Consider the following 15,766-nt stretch of genomic DNA (forward strand, 5'->3'; position numbering starts at 1 on the left):
CCGTTACACCACCTTCGCGACGAACCACGAATCGACGTCGTTCGGCTTCGGCAACGGGCGACTGCTGACGCGCATCATTTTCACTTCATTCGCGCGGTCGGCCCACATTTTCGGGACGCGTGATCCTTCGTACGTGACGAAGTTGTCATCTTGTTCCATCTGGGTGATGGCTCCGTACGCGAACGTACCCACTGCCGCCGGCGCCATGAGGATGCGGTCTTCCGGCACGAATGGTTTCGTCACATTGTCCTCATCCAAGTACCAGGCGTCATAGGTGACGAGGTCGAGACCAAGACCCGGAAGGCGACCGATGAATGTCGTCCCGTCACCGCGGACCGACGGCTCGATTTGGCCGAAGTTCATGTTGCGGATGTCGAGCAACTTCTGCATCTTCTCGTCATTCCGGAGTTTAGTCGCCGCTTGACGACCGAGTACGACGACCGCCGGTGCGACCCCTGTCTTCTGAATGATTTCCAAGCGCCATCCCTCGAGGTCGGAGTAGATGTCCGCCCCTTCGCCCCAACGGTCAGCGAGCGTGAGTGTTTCTGTGTTCGTGAACTTGTAATCGATCTGTTGTTCGATGAAGTTCTTGCTCTCATAATCGACGTATCCTTTGAGGATTGCGCTGCCATAGAACAATACCTGCGCCGCCAACCATTCTTCACGCCGTGTGATCATCGCGCCCAACTCTTCCAAGTCTTTGGCGACGAGTTCCGCTTGGCGGTCTTCCGGTGATCGCGTGCTGACGACCGACTCGCCGAAGCCGCGTTTCTTGAGATCATCGATTGTCGTGACACGTTGCGGTGCGATGCGGGGTGCCGTGTATTTCGTTGTACGGAATCCATCTCGTTCCATCGTCACGCCGCCGACACGAGGTGCGACGAACGGTGCCATCTTCTGATTGCCCTTACGGATGTCGAGGAGCACTTCCTCGGTCACGAATGTCTCTTCACCAGGGAAGAATGTGTCTTTCAAGAATGAACGGGCTGGCGGCATTTGTTCGACCGCCTGTAATAGAGTCAAAGTGTTTGAAAAGTCCATGTCTGTTTATCCTCCCTCTCACATTTTGTCTTTCAAATAGATACCGAGCTCACGTAGGCGTTGCTCGTGGTCTTCGGCCGTATCCGTCCCGCCCAAGATCAGCGCTTTCCGGTTGAAGCGACCTGATGCATAGGCGACATATGTGACCGCGCCGTCTGTCGTGTCGATCGTGTCCGCGAGAATGCAGTCCGCCTTCTCAGAGCCATCCGCCTTCGTCGAATCCACGGCGACCGCTTCTCCTGTCGCTGTCACGATTCCGAGGACTGTACCGCGTTGCAACACGCCCTGCGCTTGTTTCAAGACGACCGATTTCGTGACGAACGGAATCTTGTCGTCAAAAATTAGCTCGTCGAACTTTTGCTCACTCACATCATTCACCAATTGGAACATGCTCATTTACCTCCTTTTTTGCCGAACTTCTCGGCGATTTTATTGGCAGCCTTTTTCACTTCGTCTCCGTCGCCATCCGAGACCCCGGCACCATGTGTGCCTTTGACTTGATTGATTGGATTCGCATCTTGTTCGCGGTTCTCCAGGTAGCCTTGACGATGTTTTTCGTCCGCTTCGGCCGCTTGGTTGAGGATTTTCATGGCGACCTCGCCGGCGTTCGCGTTCACGTCCGCTTTGGCATCGTTCATGATTTGTTGGAACTCTTCGTTCTTGATGCCTGCAGGTTTCTTCAACGAATCGATATTCTTGATTCGTTCGTTTTCGTTTTTGACGCCCTCGGCAATCCCGAGATTCAAGATTTGTTGATAGACGTCAGGATGATTGTTCTTCAAATCCTCTAGGTTCATGATGTCGTTTTCCTCCGTTTCGTTGTTTGGTTTGGGTTGTGGTTCTGATTGATTGGCCACTTTCAACATATTCGGCATCTCGTTGCGCAATTTATCGATCACGCGTTGCGGTAACAATCCAGTGGCCAGGTCATTCAGGTTGGCGACGACTTTCGGCGCCTCGTTCTCGAACATGACCGCGTCGATGAACCCGTGTTCTTTCGCCTGATCAGGTGTGAGCCACGTCTCCTTCGACATCATGTCGAGCAACTTTTCGTTCGACAACCCTGTCTTTTTCGCATAAGCGTTCGAGATCGTGCGGTCGATCCCTTTCAGGAAGTCGGCCGTATGCTTCATGTCTCGGTGGTCGCCCATTTGGATACTCGACGCGTTATGGATCATCATCTGTGCCGTCGGGGACATCAAGACGTTGTCTCCTGCCATCGCGATGATGGAGGCGGCGCTCGCCGCAAGACCAACAATATGGACCTCGACGTTCCCTTTATGCGACATCAATGCCGTATAAATCTCGGAGGCGTCGAACACCGAGCCACCCGGGCTATTGATTTCGACCGTGACGTCCTCATCAGATAAGTCCCTGATGGCGTCAGACACCATCTTCGGCGTCGTATGGTCGATACCGAACCACTCATAGATCCACGCCTCATCGTTCGAGATGATGGCACCCTTGATGTTAATCTTCATTCCTACTCACCTCCTTTCAGGTCTCATCTTCCTCGTCCGACTCCACGGTTTGGTCAGGGACGCCGGATGCCATTCCCGTCTCTCGCCGAGCCTGTTCCTCACGAATGCGAAGCGAGTGGTTTCGGAACCAATCGCCGCCTCCGAGTGCGACAGTTTCTGCAGAACGGGTCGTGAATCCGTTGTCGACACGTTTCTCGGCCGCGTTCACTTCTTTGAGTGGGTCGAGTTGTCCCTGCGATGGACCGTTCCACTCGGCGCCGCTGTATGCCTTTCGGATCATCGGGTCTGTGAAGAACCCGGGAGCATCGATACGCCCTTTGGCGATCGCCTCGCTCAAGAATTCTTCATAGATCGGTTGACAGAATCCCTCGGCCATCCATTGTCGGCGCATCTTGAACATCTTCCATGCCTCGAGCAAGGCACCGCGCGACGCGGAATATGAGGACGTGAAGTTCTTCAATAACACTTCATAGGGAATCTCGAGCGCTGCTCCGATTTGCCGGCACATCGATGTGACGAAGGGGTCAAAGTTTGGATTCGGTCGCCCCGGTGCGGCCTCTTGAATCTTTTCATTCTCGCCAAGGAAGTGGACCGTACCTGGTCCGAGCTCGTACGTCGTCTCATTATCTGAATCGACCTCGTCCTCTTCCGGGATGCTTCCGAACTTATCCGTCTCAGAATCCGCATCCGATGTGATGAAGACGGAATACAGCGCATTGACGACTGCGGCCATCAGCTCGGCGTCCGAATAGCGAGCGAGTTGTTTCATCGTCTCGATGACTGGCGCCAGCAAAGGGACGCCTCGTCTTTGTTCAGGCCGTTCGGTTTCAATCAGATGTAAGATGTTCGGACGTCCTGTGGTTCTCCCGAACTTCTCGACGCGGATGCGTTTCATTTTTTGGCTATCGAACGAGCTCGGGTGACGGTCCGAGATATGATAGGCGACGACCTCGCCGTCACCATTGATTTCGACGCCGTTCAACACCTTCGGGTTCCCTTCTAAAAGCATCCCACCGTCCGCGCTGTTGACGCGGTCCGCCTCAATCAATTGGATACGCAAGTCGTACGGCATGTTCGCACGTGGCTTGATCGGCAGTAAGCAAAAGGCATCCCCGCTCATGAGCCATGAGAGGAATGCCAATCCTTGCAATTGATAGAAGTTGTTCATCCGCTGCATGTCACAATGGATGGATTCGGCCCATAGATTGAACTCGCGTTCGACTTTCGTCTCCCAGATGTCGGCTTCCTCGGTCGTCATGCCGAGATAGTCCGCGTCGATTTGTGCATTGAGTCGAAGCCCGGAACCGATGACGTTCGTCCGCATCGTCTTCAAGGCGCCGGTCGCAAGAGGGGCGCCCATGTAGAGATCGCGCGAACGTTCCCGGAGTCTAGGGATGTTTTTCTCGATGTCGTCGATGACCGAACCGTTCTGCGTCACCCACCCCGCCATGCTGCTCTTCCGAGAACTGGCACCGTGGTTCCCATATCCCTTGTTCATCACGGTCAATAGTTGTCGATTCTTCTCGCGTTTCAATCCTTGTGCCGGACTGATGAACGCGACGGTCTTATCTAGCCAATTCATTTCAATGGTTCACCCCCTTCATAGGTCACGTGGCACGATGCGTTTGGCGCGTCGTCGTGGCTTGTTCGTCAGGGCAGACACACGGCCTTCCCAGTATTTGATTTGCTGACGGATATCATCCATATCTGCACGGGTGAGCGACCGAGAGCCGATCGTGTAACTTTTCCCTGTCGAGACGGCCAGGTCCGCTTGATACCATGCCTCAAGATGCGTTTTCGCCCGTTGGAGGGTCATGACCCCGGTTAGTTCATTCAATTACGTCACCCCTTTCGACGATGTCCGCCGTTTCTTCTTCTTACGTGCGGTACCGATCGTGTATTCCCGTTCGGAATTCAAGTCCGGATTCAGGATCTCTAACGCTGCCGTGTTATAGACACGTAGATCGAGTGGCTCGTTTCGGTTCCGGATTTTCTTCCACACCTTGTACGCGACGCCTCTCTCGTATTTCGTGACGAGCGCTTCGGCCGTCAGACCGAGGAAATAATTCGCGTCATAGCCGCGCCCTTGGGGAAAGTGGCAATAGTTCGGCCCGATCTCCGTGACACAGATGTTCGACATGACGCGCGACTTGCCTTCCGAGACGCCGAGACTGACCAGCACCGCTTTGACCGGCTTCGGCCGGGTGTAGCCTGCGACGAGTGGCGTATATTGTCCCTTCGTGTCAGACCGGCCCTTGATGGCGTAGACGCGTCTGGACTCCCGGGCCTTCGTGAACCGGTAAACCTCACCGGTGAAATGACCGCCGGAATCCATGCAGGTGGCAGCAATGCCGAAACGCTTGCCGTCCGACTTGGACCACGTCCGTGAAAGATACTCATCGAGCTCTTGCCATGGTTTCTCTGTTTTGAGGTCGCCGTGAATGACATGGTATTCGATGCCCCACGATTCACGGCCCGCGCCCCATCCGACCACCTCGACTTCGAAACGGTCGTCCTGCGTATCGACGGCAGCCGTCAATACTTTGACCCGATCGGGGACTTCGGCGCCGTATTCTTCACGACGGCTTTCGAGGGATTCTGTATCAACCTCTTCCGTCTCTTCCTCCCATGTCTCGCCGAGCGAGGTGTTCACCCATACTTTCATCGCCTCCTGCCCTTTTTTCTTGGCATCTAGAAAGTCGTTGATGATTTCTTGCCATTTTTTCCACGGCGAGGCGAACTCGTTGAGATGAAAACCCCGACTGCGTGCGCCAGGGTTTCGGGCGATCCACTTGCCAGGGCTTCGTTTCCATTCGTATTCGTCGTGCAATGCCCCGCAACAGCTGCAGGACATCGAGACACTGTCGAAATGGATCTGGGCGAACTTCAACGGTTGATATTCGCCGCATGACGGACAGGCGAGCGTCCATTCTTCCATCGTGCTGAGCTCATATTCCTTCTCGATTCGTGAAGCGCCTTTGATTGTCGGCGTCGACACGAAAATCTTTTTCCGGTTATAGAAGTTGTTCGTCCGTTTTTCGGCGAGGGACAACGGGTCGCCCTCGGTACCGGCCGATACAGGGAAACGGTCGATCTCATCGGCTAAGAGGATTCGAATCGGACGTGATGCGAGTCCGGACGGTGCGTTCGCTCCTGCGAGGACGATGTATCCGCCCGGGAACGATTTTTGGAGTGTCGTGTTCCCTGAATCGCGGCTCTTCGCATCGGCAATCTTATGTTTGATGGCCGGGGTGTCCCGAATCATCGGCGCCAGACGCTCTTTCGAGAACGATTGGGCGAGCGCGACCGTCGGTTGCACGACCAAAATCGGACCCGGGTCGAAGTCGACATGGTAGCCGAGCGTGTTCAAGATGAGCTCGGTCTTCCCGACCTGCGCACTCGACATGATGACGATCTTCTCATACTCCGGATCGTTGACCGAATCCATGATTTCGCGTTGATACGGTGCGCGATCCGTGCGCCATTGCCCCGGTTCGGCCGACGATTCCGACGAAAGTTTACGATAGGCGTCCGCCCACTCGGACACTGTCAGATCTGGTGGCGGCGCAATCGCGTTCTTGACGATGTCACGGAACAGGCTCTCGGTACTTTTACTTTTTCGGCTTGCCGTCATGGCGCACCGGCTCCCCGTTCAGCTCGTCGTCGATGGAAGTGACCTCGTCCGCATCTTCTAGCAGCATCTTGTCCTTGCTGATGTCGTAGAAGACCATCGGGTCATAATCAGACAGTTCTTCCAGCGCTTCATACACCCCTTGCTTCAAAACCTCTTTGATCGGTGGGATTTCAGTCAATCCGACCAACTGCGGTGCGAATTTCGAAGGGATGGAGAGGATTCTCGCCCGGAACGCGCCCATCAAATCGTTCATGACGCGCCTCACATCTTCCGATCGATGCAGATCACCCCGCATGATTTGAAGTTCGAGCTCCGTTTTCTCACGTCGGGCACGGGTCCATTTTGCCTCTTCTGTCGTTTTGTCGAGGACTCCCTCGTCTTTTGTGTCGTCCAGACGGTACTCGATGAACGAATTCACTGACGCCGGGAGGTCGAATTGACCGTGGCCGACACGGACGAACACGCCATCCTTCGCCAATTGCTGCACTCTTCGCGTTGAAATCCCGAAGATTTCGCTTATTTCGGCTGTACTGACGGTATATGTGTTTTTCTCTGAATCCTTGCGTGCCAAGGCTTCAACCTCCCTTCGAACGATTATTTCCCAACAACGGCAAGGCGAAAGCGAAACGGACTTTTAGCGAAAAAAACTAGCGCTTCCGCGGGCCTCGCAGCACCCGCGGCTGAATTTTATATTTTTCCCAGTACCTTTTACTTTTTTTGATAGGGTCATTAACGATTTCGTTCGTCCCATAGATAGTTCGCCCACTTGCTCCGCTTCCGGATGCGTGTCGGGCCTGTCCGCTTGTCTTTGCGCATCGGATTGATGGTCCATTTGATTTGATAGAATTCTGCGCCATATTTTCTCATGTCGATCCCTCCTCATACCTTGTTTACATCAAGCACCAGACGAGCCATCAGGTCTTGCGACCAAGTTCGGGGGTACTCAGCCGCTACCGAAGGGGAGGACGCACTCGTCTGGTCGTTGATGCATACAAAAAGCCACCGAATCCGCTCGGTGGCTTGAGTGTGTCCCTACGACCTGAGGGACTATTAAGTTTGGAGTGAACGGTGAGGAGACGCGGTCACTTGCGGCGTGTGCACGCTCCTCTACACCCCAATTATCACACGCTTTTCTAAGGGTGGAGTATCAAATCCGTATCAAAATCGTATCAATTCCGTATCATGTTTTCGTTCGGTCGATTGCTTGGCGTGCCAATGACCCGACCGGTCTCAACTCTTCATCCTCGCCGCCCTCGAAAACATCCCTGTCATTCAGGATAGAATAATATTCGGGGTCGGCATATCGTTCTAGCGCCGATATCATTTTCTCTGAGGCGATATCTTTTTTCCAGGCGGTGATCGTTCCCAGCCGGAGCATTGTTTTGTTCTGCTCGGCAATCACTTTTTTCTGGCGGAGTATGATGTCGTTCAGGTCGACGACCGCTGTTTGATGAGCTTCGATGTTCTGCCGGGCCAACTTCAGATAGGCGTTATACTCCGACGTGATGACGATGAAGTATGCCAACAGTCCTGCCGCCACAGAATCCGCTACATCCATATTGAGTGACCGGTATGCAAACCATTCGTGCATGATCCATATGATGCTGAGGCATATGTACAGAAGTATCATCTTGCCGACGACTTTCAGTTCACGTCTGCCAAAAAGTCTATTAGCCTTTCCCATGTCTTGTCCCTCCGATTCGTCTGAGTGCCGGGTGACGTTGATTCATCTGATGGGCCCGTTCAATCTTCATCGAGCAACCGCTTTGTTGCGGGATTGCGTTGAGGCCTAATTGTTTTGGCTTCGGCGGGAGCTGGATGTATCCTGGGCGTTTGTTGGTTCTGACTTGCTCGATGCGTTCGTTAGATATGACCATTCGGTTGAAAACGATACGAGCCCGCTCGAGGAGCATGTTCCAAAGTCTGACGGCCGCATCCCGTAACAGCCTCGCCGCTTCCATGACTTGACGTGTGATTTCCGCTATCGCATCCTTGTTTTGATCATTCATCGCTTGTAGTCTCCTTTTCTGTTCAATTGGCTGTATCTGAAATAATCTGTTTCCAGTCACTCCCGAGCGCAAGCCCATGTTTGCGCCGGTACAGCTGGTACCCGATGACGTCGATCATGTCACCTGCTTGCGCGTCCGTGTCGCGCAGCCATTGGATGAACAGTGGGTTGACCCCGATGGACGAGGAGGGATGGGCGCCTTCGAGGTGCCAATCCTTGACCGTTGTCTGTCGCGGCGGCTTCACTTTGGAGCTGTAGGCTGTTTTAAACTGAGCTGGCATGAACTTATTGTAGTTCGGTTTGTCTGTCGCCATCACTCGAACCTCCTTAATAGTATTTCGTCATAAACTCAGCGAGCGTCATACTATTCGCCATCGAGAGCGTGATGCATGTAATCGCGATGTTCTTCTCCGTACTCAGTCCTTCGCCGGAATAGATATAATCCAAGACATGCTTGAAGATGGCATGACCTTTCTCGTCCCCTTGAAAGATTTCCAAGCGATCTTCATCGAGCGAATAGCCAATCATCTCGTGTCCGTTGACGATGTGAACGGCTCCGTCCGGATATTGAGAACGCTCTCCGTATCGATACCATCCGTAATTCCTCTCGCTCCAAACGTCATCCGAGATAGCGTCAAGTTTTCGAAGATTCTCGTCGGTGAGTTCCCATACCTCGTAACCGTGCTCATAACGATCGAGCTCACGAATCGTCTTATATTTCAATTCTGCGGGAATCTTGTTTTCCTCGAATGCGGCACATAAGTCATCGCCGAAAATTTGAATCATCATTTCATCCTGCATCACATCGATGTCAATTTCTTCAACAATCGTAAACCCTTTGTCAGACCCCTCTAGACGAAGTGTAAAATACTTGCCTGTATAAGATTTTCCTAATCCTATTTCTTCTCGCATCATTTCAGCGGTAACAACATTTGTTAAATCTTCGTTGCCAAGTAAAACACCATCGTATAACTCTGAAAGTTTTCTCATTTTCTGTCACTCTCCAGTAAAATTTATTGTTTAGTTCATTTGTCTGATAAAAGTACCAGCTCTTCGATCTGACGTGTGTCGAGCACTTTATGCGTTCTATGGAGCGGGGAGAAATGCTTGGGTTCCGGCCTCACTTCGATTCTGCCGCTTGGACACTTCAATCCTTCCGCGACAGTATTTCCTTTGTAATTAATCAGCACATGATTTTTACGGCGTGGATGTGGGATGATGTTCATGATTCTTGTCATTTGGTCACCACATTCCACTTACTCAAATCAGACCACTCAGGGTTGCTGTATATGTCTCCGACCACATGGACGAATTCGTGTTCTTTGAATACGCCATACGCCAGGTAATCGCCGTACATGACGCGACCATTCGATACACGTACATGGTTGAGCGTCGGTTTCTCCCATGGCTCATAGATGCACTCCACGACATCACCTTCATAGATACGCCGACCCTTCGTATCGATTAGCCCTATGAACGGTAAAAGCGCGACCTCGTTTATAGGAACCCTCTCTGCCATGCCGTCATATTCAATCCCGACGGTCGCGGTTTTGAAGCTGATGCTCGTGACGTCATACATCCACTCACGTTCGATGTGCCACGCTCTGAAACTGATGTCGTTCATATACGCCCTCCTTGTCGGTCATCGATTCATAGCGGCTTGAGAGGGACTCAAGTTCGAGCACCCTCGTCTCCCGCTCCACCTGTAACAATCGGATCATCTCGTCATACATCGTAACTTCGTGCTTCAACAGCTTCATACGGTCTGCCAGTTGCTTCATGCGATGTCCTCCGTCCGTGGAAATCGTAATTTTACTGGTTGATTAGTTTTTCGTTACCTTGTTCATCAGTTTCTACTTCCCAACCGCATTTACAAGAACGGTAAAATCTATCGTCTTCAACAATCAATTTACCTGCGCCGTTACCGACTTTGTCATTACCGCACAAAGGACAATCGCTGTACTTCTGAATTAATTCAAACGTTTTTAAAGCGTTCACTTAATCCCCTCCCCGATCGTCCCGTTCAGGAACGCCTTCGCCTTTTCTTGAATCGCCACGTCGAACGCCTCGTCGAAGTGCTCGAGCAATTGCTTCGTCCGTTCCGGGCCGACGCCATTCACTTTGGCAGCGGCCATTTTCATAGAGTCGTGATGCATCGCTTTCGCCGCTTCGAACGTGTCAAACATCGTCTGGAACACGATTTTCTGTACCTCAGTCCCAGAGTACCGTTTGTTCAAAGCGCTCTTCCGCTTCTCTTGAAACTCGCGTTCCCGTCTCCGGCGCTGTTGCCGGTTCAGTTGTTTTTCCATCGTTCGATACCCCCTCTCTCCATTCGTCCGCATGCATGAACCGTGCATTGTCGCCTCGCAAGATACTTAAATTGCGTCTGCAACCTGTTTCTCCGTCCGCGACGGTGACGAACGACTGCTCCGTCCCATCTTCGAGATAGTAGACGCGGAACATGTTCCAGTCAGGTCTTATGGCCATCTCGTTCGCTCCTCCTTCCGGTCGATGACGATACCGATGATGACCAGGAGTGCGAAGGCCGACATGCATCTCTCTTCATGTAGCGCCCCGTACAGAACGCCGAGCACTCCTGCCCATATCATCAGTACACCCATATCAGTAGCCTGATGCCATCCGGGCGTAGTTCTTCTCGAGCGAGTCCTCGAACGCCGTCATGATCTCGTCCGTCGTGGCCCCCAATACCTCGGCAATCGCGATCAACGAGGCGATCGATTCCTGTACCGTCCCTTTGACCGCCTTATAGATCAGGTCCTCGTCCGGATAATGTTCACGCGCCAATCGGCTCACCTTCTTGTATTCGAGCTCGATGGCGAGGTAACAATATCCGACGGTCCGTGTCTTGTTGGCCATGCTGGCGACGAAGTGGAAGCAGTCGGCAAGCTCTTCGATGAACCGTTCACGGTCACGCTCCTTGGTCGTCCACCATTTCCAGTCCTTCTTCAGTTCCTTGACCGCCTCATTGGCCTCGCTCGTGTACCCGATGTCGAGACCCTTCAGTGACGGCTCTTTGACGTCCCGTGACTCATAAATATGTTTGTCCAGCTTCTCCTGTTCCTCGCACATGTGGCGGAACAGTTCGCGTGTCAGTATCATGTCAGCCATGTCGTTTAGCCCCTTTTCTGCGTCTAAGTCGTGTTTTTGGGTAAAAGAAATCCCCGATTCGGTTAGAGCCGGGGATCCAGTTGTCGGTCGTGCCGATCAGATGATGAGGATACGTTCGTTCTCAACGTCCTCGCTGAGCGCGTCAGCCAGGAACTCTTTGATGTTCTCAATGGCCGCGTTGCGCCATTGTCCACCGTCCGCCTCGAAGAGTGCCGCCGTCGGTCCTTCCTTCATTCGGAAGATGAACTGGCTCTCGACCTGTTCGACCTCGACGAACGTGCGATACGGGGCGAGCGTGACCGGATTCGGTACCGCGACCTTGCCGATTGTGGCGACGCCCGTCTTCGCACTGATGATCTGAGACACCCCATCATCCTCGCGGGTTTGGATGTTCTCTTCGACGACCGACCCGCATACCTTGAGCAGGACGTCACGGTCATCGTTCTTCACGAAGATCGACTGCAGCTTGATGTTCATCTGTTCCATGTCGAGGAATCGTTCGAACGGATATTGCGGCAAGAGTGCCTCCGATGTGACGTAACGGCTGCGGCGTCCCTGATCGTTCAAGCGACCGTAGAGATGGACCGTCGTCGGACTCTCGACATGGATGAGATATTTGTCTCCGTCATTTTCTTTGACGAACGTCGTGTTCTCATCGATTTCGCTCAAGACATAGCGCACAAGCGATTGAAGTGAGTTGACCTTGACCGTGTTCGCCGTCGGGTCTTCCAGGCGTTCGACGCTGCGGCTGACATACGTTTGCGATTTGTGGTACAGCTCGTCCACCTTTCCGTGGTTTTTGATCCAGTCGAATGCGTCTTTGAAGATTGTCATGATGGTTTGCTCCCTTGTCTGTTGGATTAGTTGGTTGATTTAAAAGCTATACACGTCGTACACGAGCCGGGGCGCTTGACCCCGTTCCCATGAGTGTTTTGATTACTTCGTCTTGCGGAAGTCGATGACGGTTGATTCGGCAGTCGTGTTCGGTTCCTCGAGCTTCGTCCCGTCGTCGTTGACAATCTCACCTGAGTCGACGTCGACCATGTATTGGCCCGGCATCGATGATTTCAGCTCACGGCCGATGACCTGTCGTCCATCGTGTCCGATCATGAGCGAGGCCGAGACGGCCGTGGTCGGTACCAGTGTCGATTTGACAGATGAGACGACGTTCGCGAGTTCGCGACGGTCATTCGGTTCAATATCGAGCGTGATCGTCACCTTGCGCTTCTTCGTCGCATCGGTGTTCAGGTCTTGAATGTTCTCGAGCACCTTTCCGATTTCCATGTTGACGCGTTCGAGCAATGCTCCGTCCGCAAAGTTGTTCAGGTCGATGTGTTTGTGCATGATTTAGTCCTCCGATGTATATGATTTGGTTGTTTTGAATGCCAGTTCCTCAGCAATCGGGTCGAGGTAGTCGAGGATGATGCCGTTCCGGCTGTAAATTCGATGCGTCTGACGCTCGCGGAACCATTCGACAGGGATAGACTTACGCTCGGTGCTGTTGCGCCACCTGAGGGCATCCTCGGCTTCCAAGAGATATGTCTCATTGTGGAGCTCGAAGTGCACGAGCAGGAACGACACCCCGCCGAAGTCGAGCACACGCCTGAGTTCCGTGTATTGCTCGTCCGACACCTTGTCGACGGACAGATAGTTCTTCCGCGTCGACTTGGCATCGAAGGCGATGAAGCGTCCGTCTACGGTCCCCATGTAGTCGAGCCCGCCAGAACGTTCGAACCAATGTTTTTGGATGGCTCCTTTTTTATCGCGTTGGATCTTCGATTCCGGGAACGTCTTCCGGACGTGGGCGATCCGCTTCAGACGATATGTGTGGTTCGCCAGGTCGACCATCTGTTCGAAACGTTGCCCACGGTTGCGTGGGCTGATTTTCATGGTTTCTCACCTCTCAGGTCGTCCCACAGTCGGAATACGTCGGCCACCCTGCCGAGAAGCGCATCACGGTCGTTGAAGTAACTCTGCCGATTCCCGTATCCGAGTTCCTGGATGACGATGGCGTCGGTGTTGCGTAGCCCTTTCCGGAAACGGAGGTCCCAGATCCGGACCAGTTCCGGCTGCGTCTCCTCGAGCAGCTTCCTGAGATAGACGAGTTCTGATAGTTCGGCGAGCGCGTGGTCGAGTTCCTCTTTGGCGAGCACCGCCTTCTCGACGGGCGAGGACGGCGCCTTATGGCTCTGTCCCTCACTCGTCTGATAGCTCGGCGTCGTCGAGGTGACCAGTCGGCTCTCCAAGTGGTCGATGCGGATCGGCAGCGTGTAGAAGTTGTTCAACTTCTGCTCGGCGATGTTCCGCGCGGTCTTAGATAGTTTTTGGTCGACAATATGGTCCATCTACCCTGCTCCTTTGTCTGCTAGATTGATAGGCGTTTCCACCCTTGGTAGACGAGTTGTTGTGTCTCATGATGTGTGGCGTGCGGTATGTACTGATAGACAACCTGCGTACCTTCTCTTCTCGTCAGATATTGTGCTTTCGTGACCTTGTACTTTATGACCCTCTCGTGGCGGGGTTTCGGGCGGCGTTCTGTTCGCGCCATCTCGTCACCACCGTTCGGAACGTCTCCCCGTCGAGCGTCCAGTCGTCCTGCTCACGTTGCAACAGTTCGGCGGTCTCGATGGGGCAGAGGTCGTGCTCGACATCGACCAGTTCACCCCCTTCGACGCGATGACGTGTGATGCCGGTGGACACGATGATCAGGTGCTCCGTGTCTCCCTCAGACTTGCGATAAACGATGCCACCCATGACAAGACCCCTTTCCGTGTGTGTCGACTGATGTGCGACTGGATGCGATGTAGTGCCTTGCGTTGCCGTTGCCGGCGTAACAAGTAGGCCGTCTGACTGTCGAGCGTGTCCGATGGTTCGTCCGGGCGTCGGCTCATAGCATGTTCCCGGCGGCCATCTGATACTTGACGATGCGCTCGGCCGCCTGCGGCATCGAGAGCGTCACCTTGCCCGACGCGACCGGATGGTCGAACGTGTCCTTGTTGCGCCACTTGCGCTCGATGCGGTACTCGTCCCCGAGTTCCCCGTTCTTGGAGAGCAGGACCGGGATCATCGCCGACACGGTCTTGCCGTCGACCCTGTAGCCCATGTCCACCCATTCGAAGGTGAAGATCTGTCCCGTGGCGTCCCGGAGGATTCGCATCGGTGTGTCGCCGTCGAAGGCGAGGTAAGAGACGTGCGGATCCATCTCGTTTGCGTTCATGTTCGTCCACTCCTGTTCTGTTCGATTTTTTTCAGTTGCTCCGCGAAATGGCGGAGGCACCGGGCGACCACGTCGTCGCCCTTCGCCTCGTAACGCTTCACCTCACGGTCTAACGATTTGATGCGGTCCCTGCGGTCTTGCTTCAAGCGCTCGCCCCGCCCTTCAGTTCCGACATGAGTTTTGCGAGCTCGGCGTCGTCCGGGACCTCGGCTTCGAGTTCCGCTTTCTTGCGGGCGGCATGCTCACGGGACTCACGTTCTTCCTTCTCGAGCCATTCCGGTGTCTTGGCGTCGGGGTTCGTTCCTGCGTGCTGCTGTTGGCGCTTTTGTTCTTGAAGACGGATGAGGTCGAACGTGAACAGTTTCTGGGCGATGCAACGGTCGACGATTCGCTTGACGTATTTGAGTGTGCGTTTTTCCTGGATGACCGCCTGTTCGAGTGCATAACGTACCGACTCGTAGGATGCATCTTCGATCATGTCCTCGAGGGAACCGATGACGTAAGGCGTGGCCGTACTGATGTTCTGCTGATAGAAACTGGCGAGGTCGTTCAACTGGTCCGCCACCACCGCATCATTTGTCAGTGTCTCTTTCTTTTGTTGTGGTTGTGGTTTTGTTTCTGCTTTTGTTTCTGTTTTTGTTTTTGTTTCTGTTTGTCCGTTTTTTTCGGACGATTCGTCATACGATTCGTGGTACGATTCGTCAATTGTCTTCTGAATGGCTTTGTTGAGCGATTCCTTACTTGACGATTCGTGCGTCGATTCGTTGCACGATTGGTGGGGCGATTCGTCCGGCGATTCGTCATACGATTCGTGGCACGATTCGTCATACGATACGTAGTACGATTCGTATACCTGCCGAATGCCGTCTATCGGGACGTGTTTTCCGACGATTTCGATATAAGGTTGATGCTTCACCTTGGCGAGCTCGGATTTGATGAGATCTTGCACCGGTTTTCCACCGCGTTTGAAGTTGTACTTCGCCCAATTGAAGATGACGAGCTCTCTCGTGTCGACGTTATAGTCGATGAGCTTGTGATAGGTGATGAACCGGTCCATCAGGGCGTTTACCGTCTCTGTCGAGTAGCCGAGCTGGAAGGCCATCTCTTTCTTCGTGATGCCGTAGATGCCACACTGTGTCGTGTTCGGGTTCGTGAGGAGATAGAGGTAGAAGAGCTTGTCCTCCGGTGTGAATTCCTCCATGATCTTCGGGTCTTTCCAAAAGTCTGTCTGTACTGTTCGATAAACGCTCATTTCG

The 15,766-nt window shown here is 53.4% G+C and carries 28 protein-coding genes; all 28 read right to left on the reverse strand.

Annotation, left to right across the window (positions count from 1 at the left end; translation table 11 throughout):
• Positions 1 to 3: 3 nt before the first annotated feature.
• The 28 genes from KNP77_RS07155 to KNP77_RS07285 all read right to left on the reverse strand — a co-directional run bounded on the left by KNP77_RS07155 (position 4) and on the right by KNP77_RS07285 (position 15,762).
• The gene (locus KNP77_RS07155) at positions 4 to 1,041 is read right to left on the reverse strand and encodes a major capsid protein (protein WP_214889702.1); all 1,038 of its coding nucleotides are present in this window, start codon (positions 1,039 to 1,041) and stop codon (positions 4 to 6) included.
• A gap of 18 nt (positions 1,042 to 1,059) precedes the next feature.
• Positions 1,060 to 1,431 (reverse strand): head decoration protein, encoded by a 372-nt coding sequence (locus KNP77_RS07160; RefSeq protein WP_214889704.1) that lies wholly within the window; start codon positions 1,429 to 1,431, stop codon positions 1,060 to 1,062.
• Between the two features lie 2 nt (positions 1,432 to 1,433).
• Positions 1,434 to 2,522, reverse strand: coding sequence for a head maturation protease, ClpP-related (locus KNP77_RS07165; protein WP_214889706.1), 1,089 nt, complete (start codon positions 2,520 to 2,522; stop codon positions 1,434 to 1,436).
• A gap of 16 nt (positions 2,523 to 2,538) precedes the next feature.
• The gene (locus KNP77_RS07170) at positions 2,539 to 4,104 is read right to left on the reverse strand and encodes a phage portal protein (RefSeq protein ID WP_214889709.1); all 1,566 of its coding nucleotides are present in this window, start codon (positions 4,102 to 4,104) and stop codon (positions 2,539 to 2,541) included.
• A gap of 18 nt (positions 4,105 to 4,122) precedes the next feature.
• Positions 4,123 to 4,359, reverse strand: coding sequence for a DUF6148 family protein (locus tag KNP77_RS07175; protein ID WP_214889711.1), 237 nt, complete (start codon positions 4,357 to 4,359; stop codon positions 4,123 to 4,125).
• The gene (locus tag KNP77_RS07180; protein ID WP_214889713.1) at positions 4,360 to 6,156 is read right to left on the reverse strand and encodes a phage terminase large subunit family protein; all 1,797 of its coding nucleotides are present in this window, start codon (positions 6,154 to 6,156) and stop codon (positions 4,360 to 4,362) included.
• Positions 6,134 to 6,727: a hypothetical protein gene (locus tag KNP77_RS07185; protein ID WP_214889715.1), complete on the reverse strand. Its 594-nt coding sequence runs from the start codon at positions 6,725 to 6,727 to the stop codon at positions 6,134 to 6,136. The genes KNP77_RS07180 and KNP77_RS07185 overlap by 23 nt, the downstream gene beginning before the upstream one ends.
• 158 nt (positions 6,728 to 6,885) lie before the next feature.
• Complete coding sequence (locus KNP77_RS07190; RefSeq protein WP_214889717.1) at positions 6,886 to 7,023, reverse strand: hypothetical protein; 138 nt, start codon at positions 7,021 to 7,023, stop codon at positions 6,886 to 6,888.
• Between the two features lie 313 nt (positions 7,024 to 7,336).
• On the reverse strand, positions 7,337 to 7,840 hold the full coding sequence (locus tag KNP77_RS07195; RefSeq protein WP_214889719.1) for a hypothetical protein: 504 nt from the start codon (positions 7,838 to 7,840) through the stop codon (positions 7,337 to 7,339).
• Positions 7,827 to 8,165 carry a hypothetical protein gene (locus KNP77_RS07200; RefSeq protein ID WP_214889721.1) on the reverse strand — a complete coding sequence of 113 codons (339 nt, stop codon included), beginning with the start codon at positions 8,163 to 8,165 and terminating at the stop codon, positions 7,827 to 7,829. The genes KNP77_RS07195 and KNP77_RS07200 overlap by 14 nt, the downstream gene beginning before the upstream one ends.
• A gap of 22 nt (positions 8,166 to 8,187) precedes the next feature.
• Entirely contained in the window at positions 8,188 to 8,478 is a 291-nt protein-coding gene (locus KNP77_RS07205) for a hypothetical protein (protein ID WP_214889723.1), read from the reverse strand.
• Between the two features lie 13 nt (positions 8,479 to 8,491).
• Positions 8,492 to 8,953: a hypothetical protein gene (locus tag KNP77_RS07210; RefSeq protein WP_214889726.1), complete on the reverse strand. Its 462-nt coding sequence runs from the start codon at positions 8,951 to 8,953 to the stop codon at positions 8,492 to 8,494.
• 236 nt (positions 8,954 to 9,189) lie between these two features.
• Positions 9,190 to 9,390 (reverse strand): hypothetical protein, encoded by a 201-nt coding sequence (locus KNP77_RS07215; protein ID WP_214889728.1) that lies wholly within the window; start codon positions 9,388 to 9,390, stop codon positions 9,190 to 9,192.
• Between the two features lie 8 nt (positions 9,391 to 9,398).
• Positions 9,399 to 9,788: a YopX family protein gene (locus KNP77_RS07220; protein WP_214889731.1), complete on the reverse strand. Its 390-nt coding sequence runs from the start codon at positions 9,786 to 9,788 to the stop codon at positions 9,399 to 9,401.
• Positions 9,748 to 9,945 carry a hypothetical protein gene (locus KNP77_RS07225; RefSeq protein ID WP_214889733.1) on the reverse strand — a complete coding sequence of 66 codons (198 nt, stop codon included), beginning with the start codon at positions 9,943 to 9,945 and terminating at the stop codon, positions 9,748 to 9,750. The genes KNP77_RS07220 and KNP77_RS07225 overlap by 41 nt, the downstream gene beginning before the upstream one ends.
• Positions 9,946 to 9,976: 31 nt before the next feature.
• Positions 9,977 to 10,162, reverse strand: coding sequence for a DUF3797 domain-containing protein (locus KNP77_RS07230; protein ID WP_214889736.1), 186 nt, complete (start codon positions 10,160 to 10,162; stop codon positions 9,977 to 9,979).
• Positions 10,159 to 10,473, reverse strand: a complete 315-nt coding sequence (locus tag KNP77_RS07235) for a hypothetical protein (protein WP_214889739.1) — start codon at positions 10,471 to 10,473, stop codon at positions 10,159 to 10,161. Before KNP77_RS07235 ends, KNP77_RS07230 begins: the two co-directional genes overlap by 4 nt.
• Positions 10,376 to 10,651, reverse strand: a complete 276-nt coding sequence (locus tag KNP77_RS07240) for a hypothetical protein (RefSeq protein WP_214889742.1) — start codon at positions 10,649 to 10,651, stop codon at positions 10,376 to 10,378. The genes KNP77_RS07235 and KNP77_RS07240 overlap by 98 nt, the downstream gene beginning before the upstream one ends.
• Positions 10,642 to 10,773: a hypothetical protein gene (locus KNP77_RS16085; RefSeq protein ID WP_285801015.1), complete on the reverse strand. Its 132-nt coding sequence runs from the start codon at positions 10,771 to 10,773 to the stop codon at positions 10,642 to 10,644. Before KNP77_RS16085 ends, KNP77_RS07240 begins: the two co-directional genes overlap by 10 nt.
• Positions 10,774 to 10,786: 13 nt before the next feature.
• On the reverse strand, positions 10,787 to 11,293 hold the full coding sequence (locus KNP77_RS07245; protein WP_214889744.1) for a dUTP diphosphatase: 507 nt from the start codon (positions 11,291 to 11,293) through the stop codon (positions 10,787 to 10,789).
• A gap of 96 nt (positions 11,294 to 11,389) precedes the next feature.
• On the reverse strand, positions 11,390 to 12,127 hold the full coding sequence (locus KNP77_RS07250; protein ID WP_214889746.1) for a hypothetical protein: 738 nt from the start codon (positions 12,125 to 12,127) through the stop codon (positions 11,390 to 11,392).
• A 102-nt stretch (positions 12,128 to 12,229) separates the two neighbouring features.
• Positions 12,230 to 12,637, reverse strand: coding sequence for a replication terminator protein (locus KNP77_RS07255; RefSeq protein WP_214889748.1), 408 nt, complete (start codon positions 12,635 to 12,637; stop codon positions 12,230 to 12,232).
• A gap of 3 nt (positions 12,638 to 12,640) precedes the next feature.
• Positions 12,641 to 13,183 (reverse strand): Holliday junction resolvase RecU, encoded by a 543-nt coding sequence (locus tag KNP77_RS07260; protein ID WP_214889750.1) that lies wholly within the window; start codon positions 13,181 to 13,183, stop codon positions 12,641 to 12,643.
• Positions 13,180 to 13,638, reverse strand: coding sequence for an ArpU family phage packaging/lysis transcriptional regulator (locus tag KNP77_RS07265; protein WP_214889751.1), 459 nt, complete (start codon positions 13,636 to 13,638; stop codon positions 13,180 to 13,182). The genes KNP77_RS07260 and KNP77_RS07265 overlap by 4 nt, the downstream gene beginning before the upstream one ends.
• A gap of 154 nt (positions 13,639 to 13,792) precedes the next feature.
• The gene (locus tag KNP77_RS07270) at positions 13,793 to 14,047 is read right to left on the reverse strand and encodes a hypothetical protein (protein ID WP_214889753.1); all 255 of its coding nucleotides are present in this window, start codon (positions 14,045 to 14,047) and stop codon (positions 13,793 to 13,795) included.
• The gene (locus tag KNP77_RS07275; RefSeq protein WP_214889763.1) at positions 13,999 to 14,184 is read right to left on the reverse strand and encodes a hypothetical protein; all 186 of its coding nucleotides are present in this window, start codon (positions 14,182 to 14,184) and stop codon (positions 13,999 to 14,001) included. The genes KNP77_RS07270 and KNP77_RS07275 overlap by 49 nt, the downstream gene beginning before the upstream one ends.
• Complete coding sequence (locus KNP77_RS07280; RefSeq protein ID WP_214889766.1) at positions 14,181 to 14,570, reverse strand: hypothetical protein; 390 nt, start codon at positions 14,568 to 14,570, stop codon at positions 14,181 to 14,183. The genes KNP77_RS07275 and KNP77_RS07280 overlap by 4 nt, the downstream gene beginning before the upstream one ends.
• 82 nt (positions 14,571 to 14,652) lie before the next feature.
• Positions 14,653 to 15,762 carry a DnaD domain protein gene (locus KNP77_RS07285; RefSeq protein ID WP_214889770.1) on the reverse strand — a complete coding sequence of 370 codons (1,110 nt, stop codon included), beginning with the start codon at positions 15,760 to 15,762 and terminating at the stop codon, positions 14,653 to 14,655.
• Positions 15,763 to 15,766 lie beyond the last annotated feature (4 nt).

Origin of the sequence: Exiguobacterium sp. s142 (genome assembly GCF_018618455.1) — a bacterium.
Classification (GTDB): domain Bacteria; phylum Bacillota; class Bacilli; order Exiguobacteriales; family Exiguobacteriaceae; genus Exiguobacterium; species Exiguobacterium aurantiacum_A.

Bases quoted from the DNA above. Each gene is read 5' to 3' on its own strand.
- KNP77_RS07155 (WP_214889702.1), bottom strand. From the start codon at position 1,041: ATGGACTTTTCAAACACTTTGACTCTATTACAGGCGGTCGAACAAATG.
- KNP77_RS07160 (WP_214889704.1), bottom strand. From the start codon at position 1,431: ATGTTCCAATTGGTGAATGATGTGAGTGAGCAAAAGTTCGACGAGCTA.
- KNP77_RS07165 (WP_214889706.1), bottom strand. From the start codon at position 2,522: ATGAAGATTAACATCAAGGGTGCCATCATCTCGAACGATGAGGCGTGG.
- KNP77_RS07170 (WP_214889709.1), bottom strand. From the start codon at position 4,104: ATGAATTGGCTAGATAAGACCGTCGCGTTCATCAGTCCGGCACAAGGA.
- KNP77_RS07180 (WP_214889713.1), bottom strand. From the start codon at position 6,156: ATGACGGCAAGCCGAAAAAGTAAAAGTACCGAGAGCCTGTTCCGTGAC.
- KNP77_RS07190 (WP_214889717.1), bottom strand. From the start codon at position 7,023: ATGAGAAAATATGGCGCAGAATTCTATCAAATCAAATGGACCATCAAT.
- KNP77_RS07195 (WP_214889719.1), bottom strand. From the start codon at position 7,840: ATGGGAAAGGCTAATAGACTTTTTGGCAGACGTGAACTGAAAGTCGTC.
- KNP77_RS07200 (WP_214889721.1), bottom strand. From the start codon at position 8,165: ATGAATGATCAAAACAAGGATGCGATAGCGGAAATCACACGTCAAGTC.
- KNP77_RS07205 (WP_214889723.1), bottom strand. From the start codon at position 8,478: ATGGCGACAGACAAACCGAACTACAATAAGTTCATGCCAGCTCAGTTT.
- KNP77_RS07210 (WP_214889726.1), bottom strand. From the start codon at position 8,953: ATGATGATTCAAATTTTCGGCGATGACTTATGTGCCGCATTCGAGGAA.
- KNP77_RS07215 (WP_214889728.1), bottom strand. From the start codon at position 9,390: ATGAACATCATCCCACATCCACGCCGTAAAAATCATGTGCTGATTAAT.
- KNP77_RS07220 (WP_214889731.1), bottom strand. From the start codon at position 9,788: ATGAACGACATCAGTTTCAGAGCGTGGCACATCGAACGTGAGTGGATG.
- KNP77_RS07225 (WP_214889733.1), bottom strand. From the start codon at position 9,945: ATGAAGCAACTGGCAGACCGTATGAAGCTGTTGAAGCACGAAGTTACG.
- KNP77_RS07235 (WP_214889739.1), bottom strand. From the start codon at position 10,473: ATGGAAAAACAACTGAACCGGCAACAGCGCCGGAGACGGGAACGCGAG.
- KNP77_RS07240 (WP_214889742.1), bottom strand. From the start codon at position 10,651: ATGGCCATAAGACCTGACTGGAACATGTTCCGCGTCTACTATCTCGAA.
- KNP77_RS16085 (WP_285801015.1), bottom strand. From the start codon at position 10,773: ATGATATGGGCAGGAGTGCTCGGCGTTCTGTACGGGGCGCTACATGAA.
- KNP77_RS07245 (WP_214889744.1), bottom strand. From the start codon at position 11,293: ATGGCTGACATGATACTGACACGCGAACTGTTCCGCCACATGTGCGAG.
- KNP77_RS07250 (WP_214889746.1), bottom strand. From the start codon at position 12,127: ATGACAATCTTCAAAGACGCATTCGACTGGATCAAAAACCACGGAAAG.
- KNP77_RS07255 (WP_214889748.1), bottom strand. From the start codon at position 12,637: ATGCACAAACACATCGACCTGAACAACTTTGCGGACGGAGCATTGCTC.
- KNP77_RS07260 (WP_214889750.1), bottom strand. From the start codon at position 13,183: ATGAAAATCAGCCCACGCAACCGTGGGCAACGTTTCGAACAGATGGTC.
- KNP77_RS07265 (WP_214889751.1), bottom strand. From the start codon at position 13,638: ATGGACCATATTGTCGACCAAAAACTATCTAAGACCGCGCGGAACATC.
- KNP77_RS07270 (WP_214889753.1), bottom strand. From the start codon at position 14,047: ATGGGTGGCATCGTTTATCGCAAGTCTGAGGGAGACACGGAGCACCTG.
- KNP77_RS07275 (WP_214889763.1), bottom strand. From the start codon at position 14,184: ATGAGCCGACGCCCGGACGAACCATCGGACACGCTCGACAGTCAGACG.
- KNP77_RS07285 (WP_214889770.1), bottom strand. From the start codon at position 15,762: ATGAGCGTTTATCGAACAGTACAGACAGACTTTTGGAAAGACCCGAAG.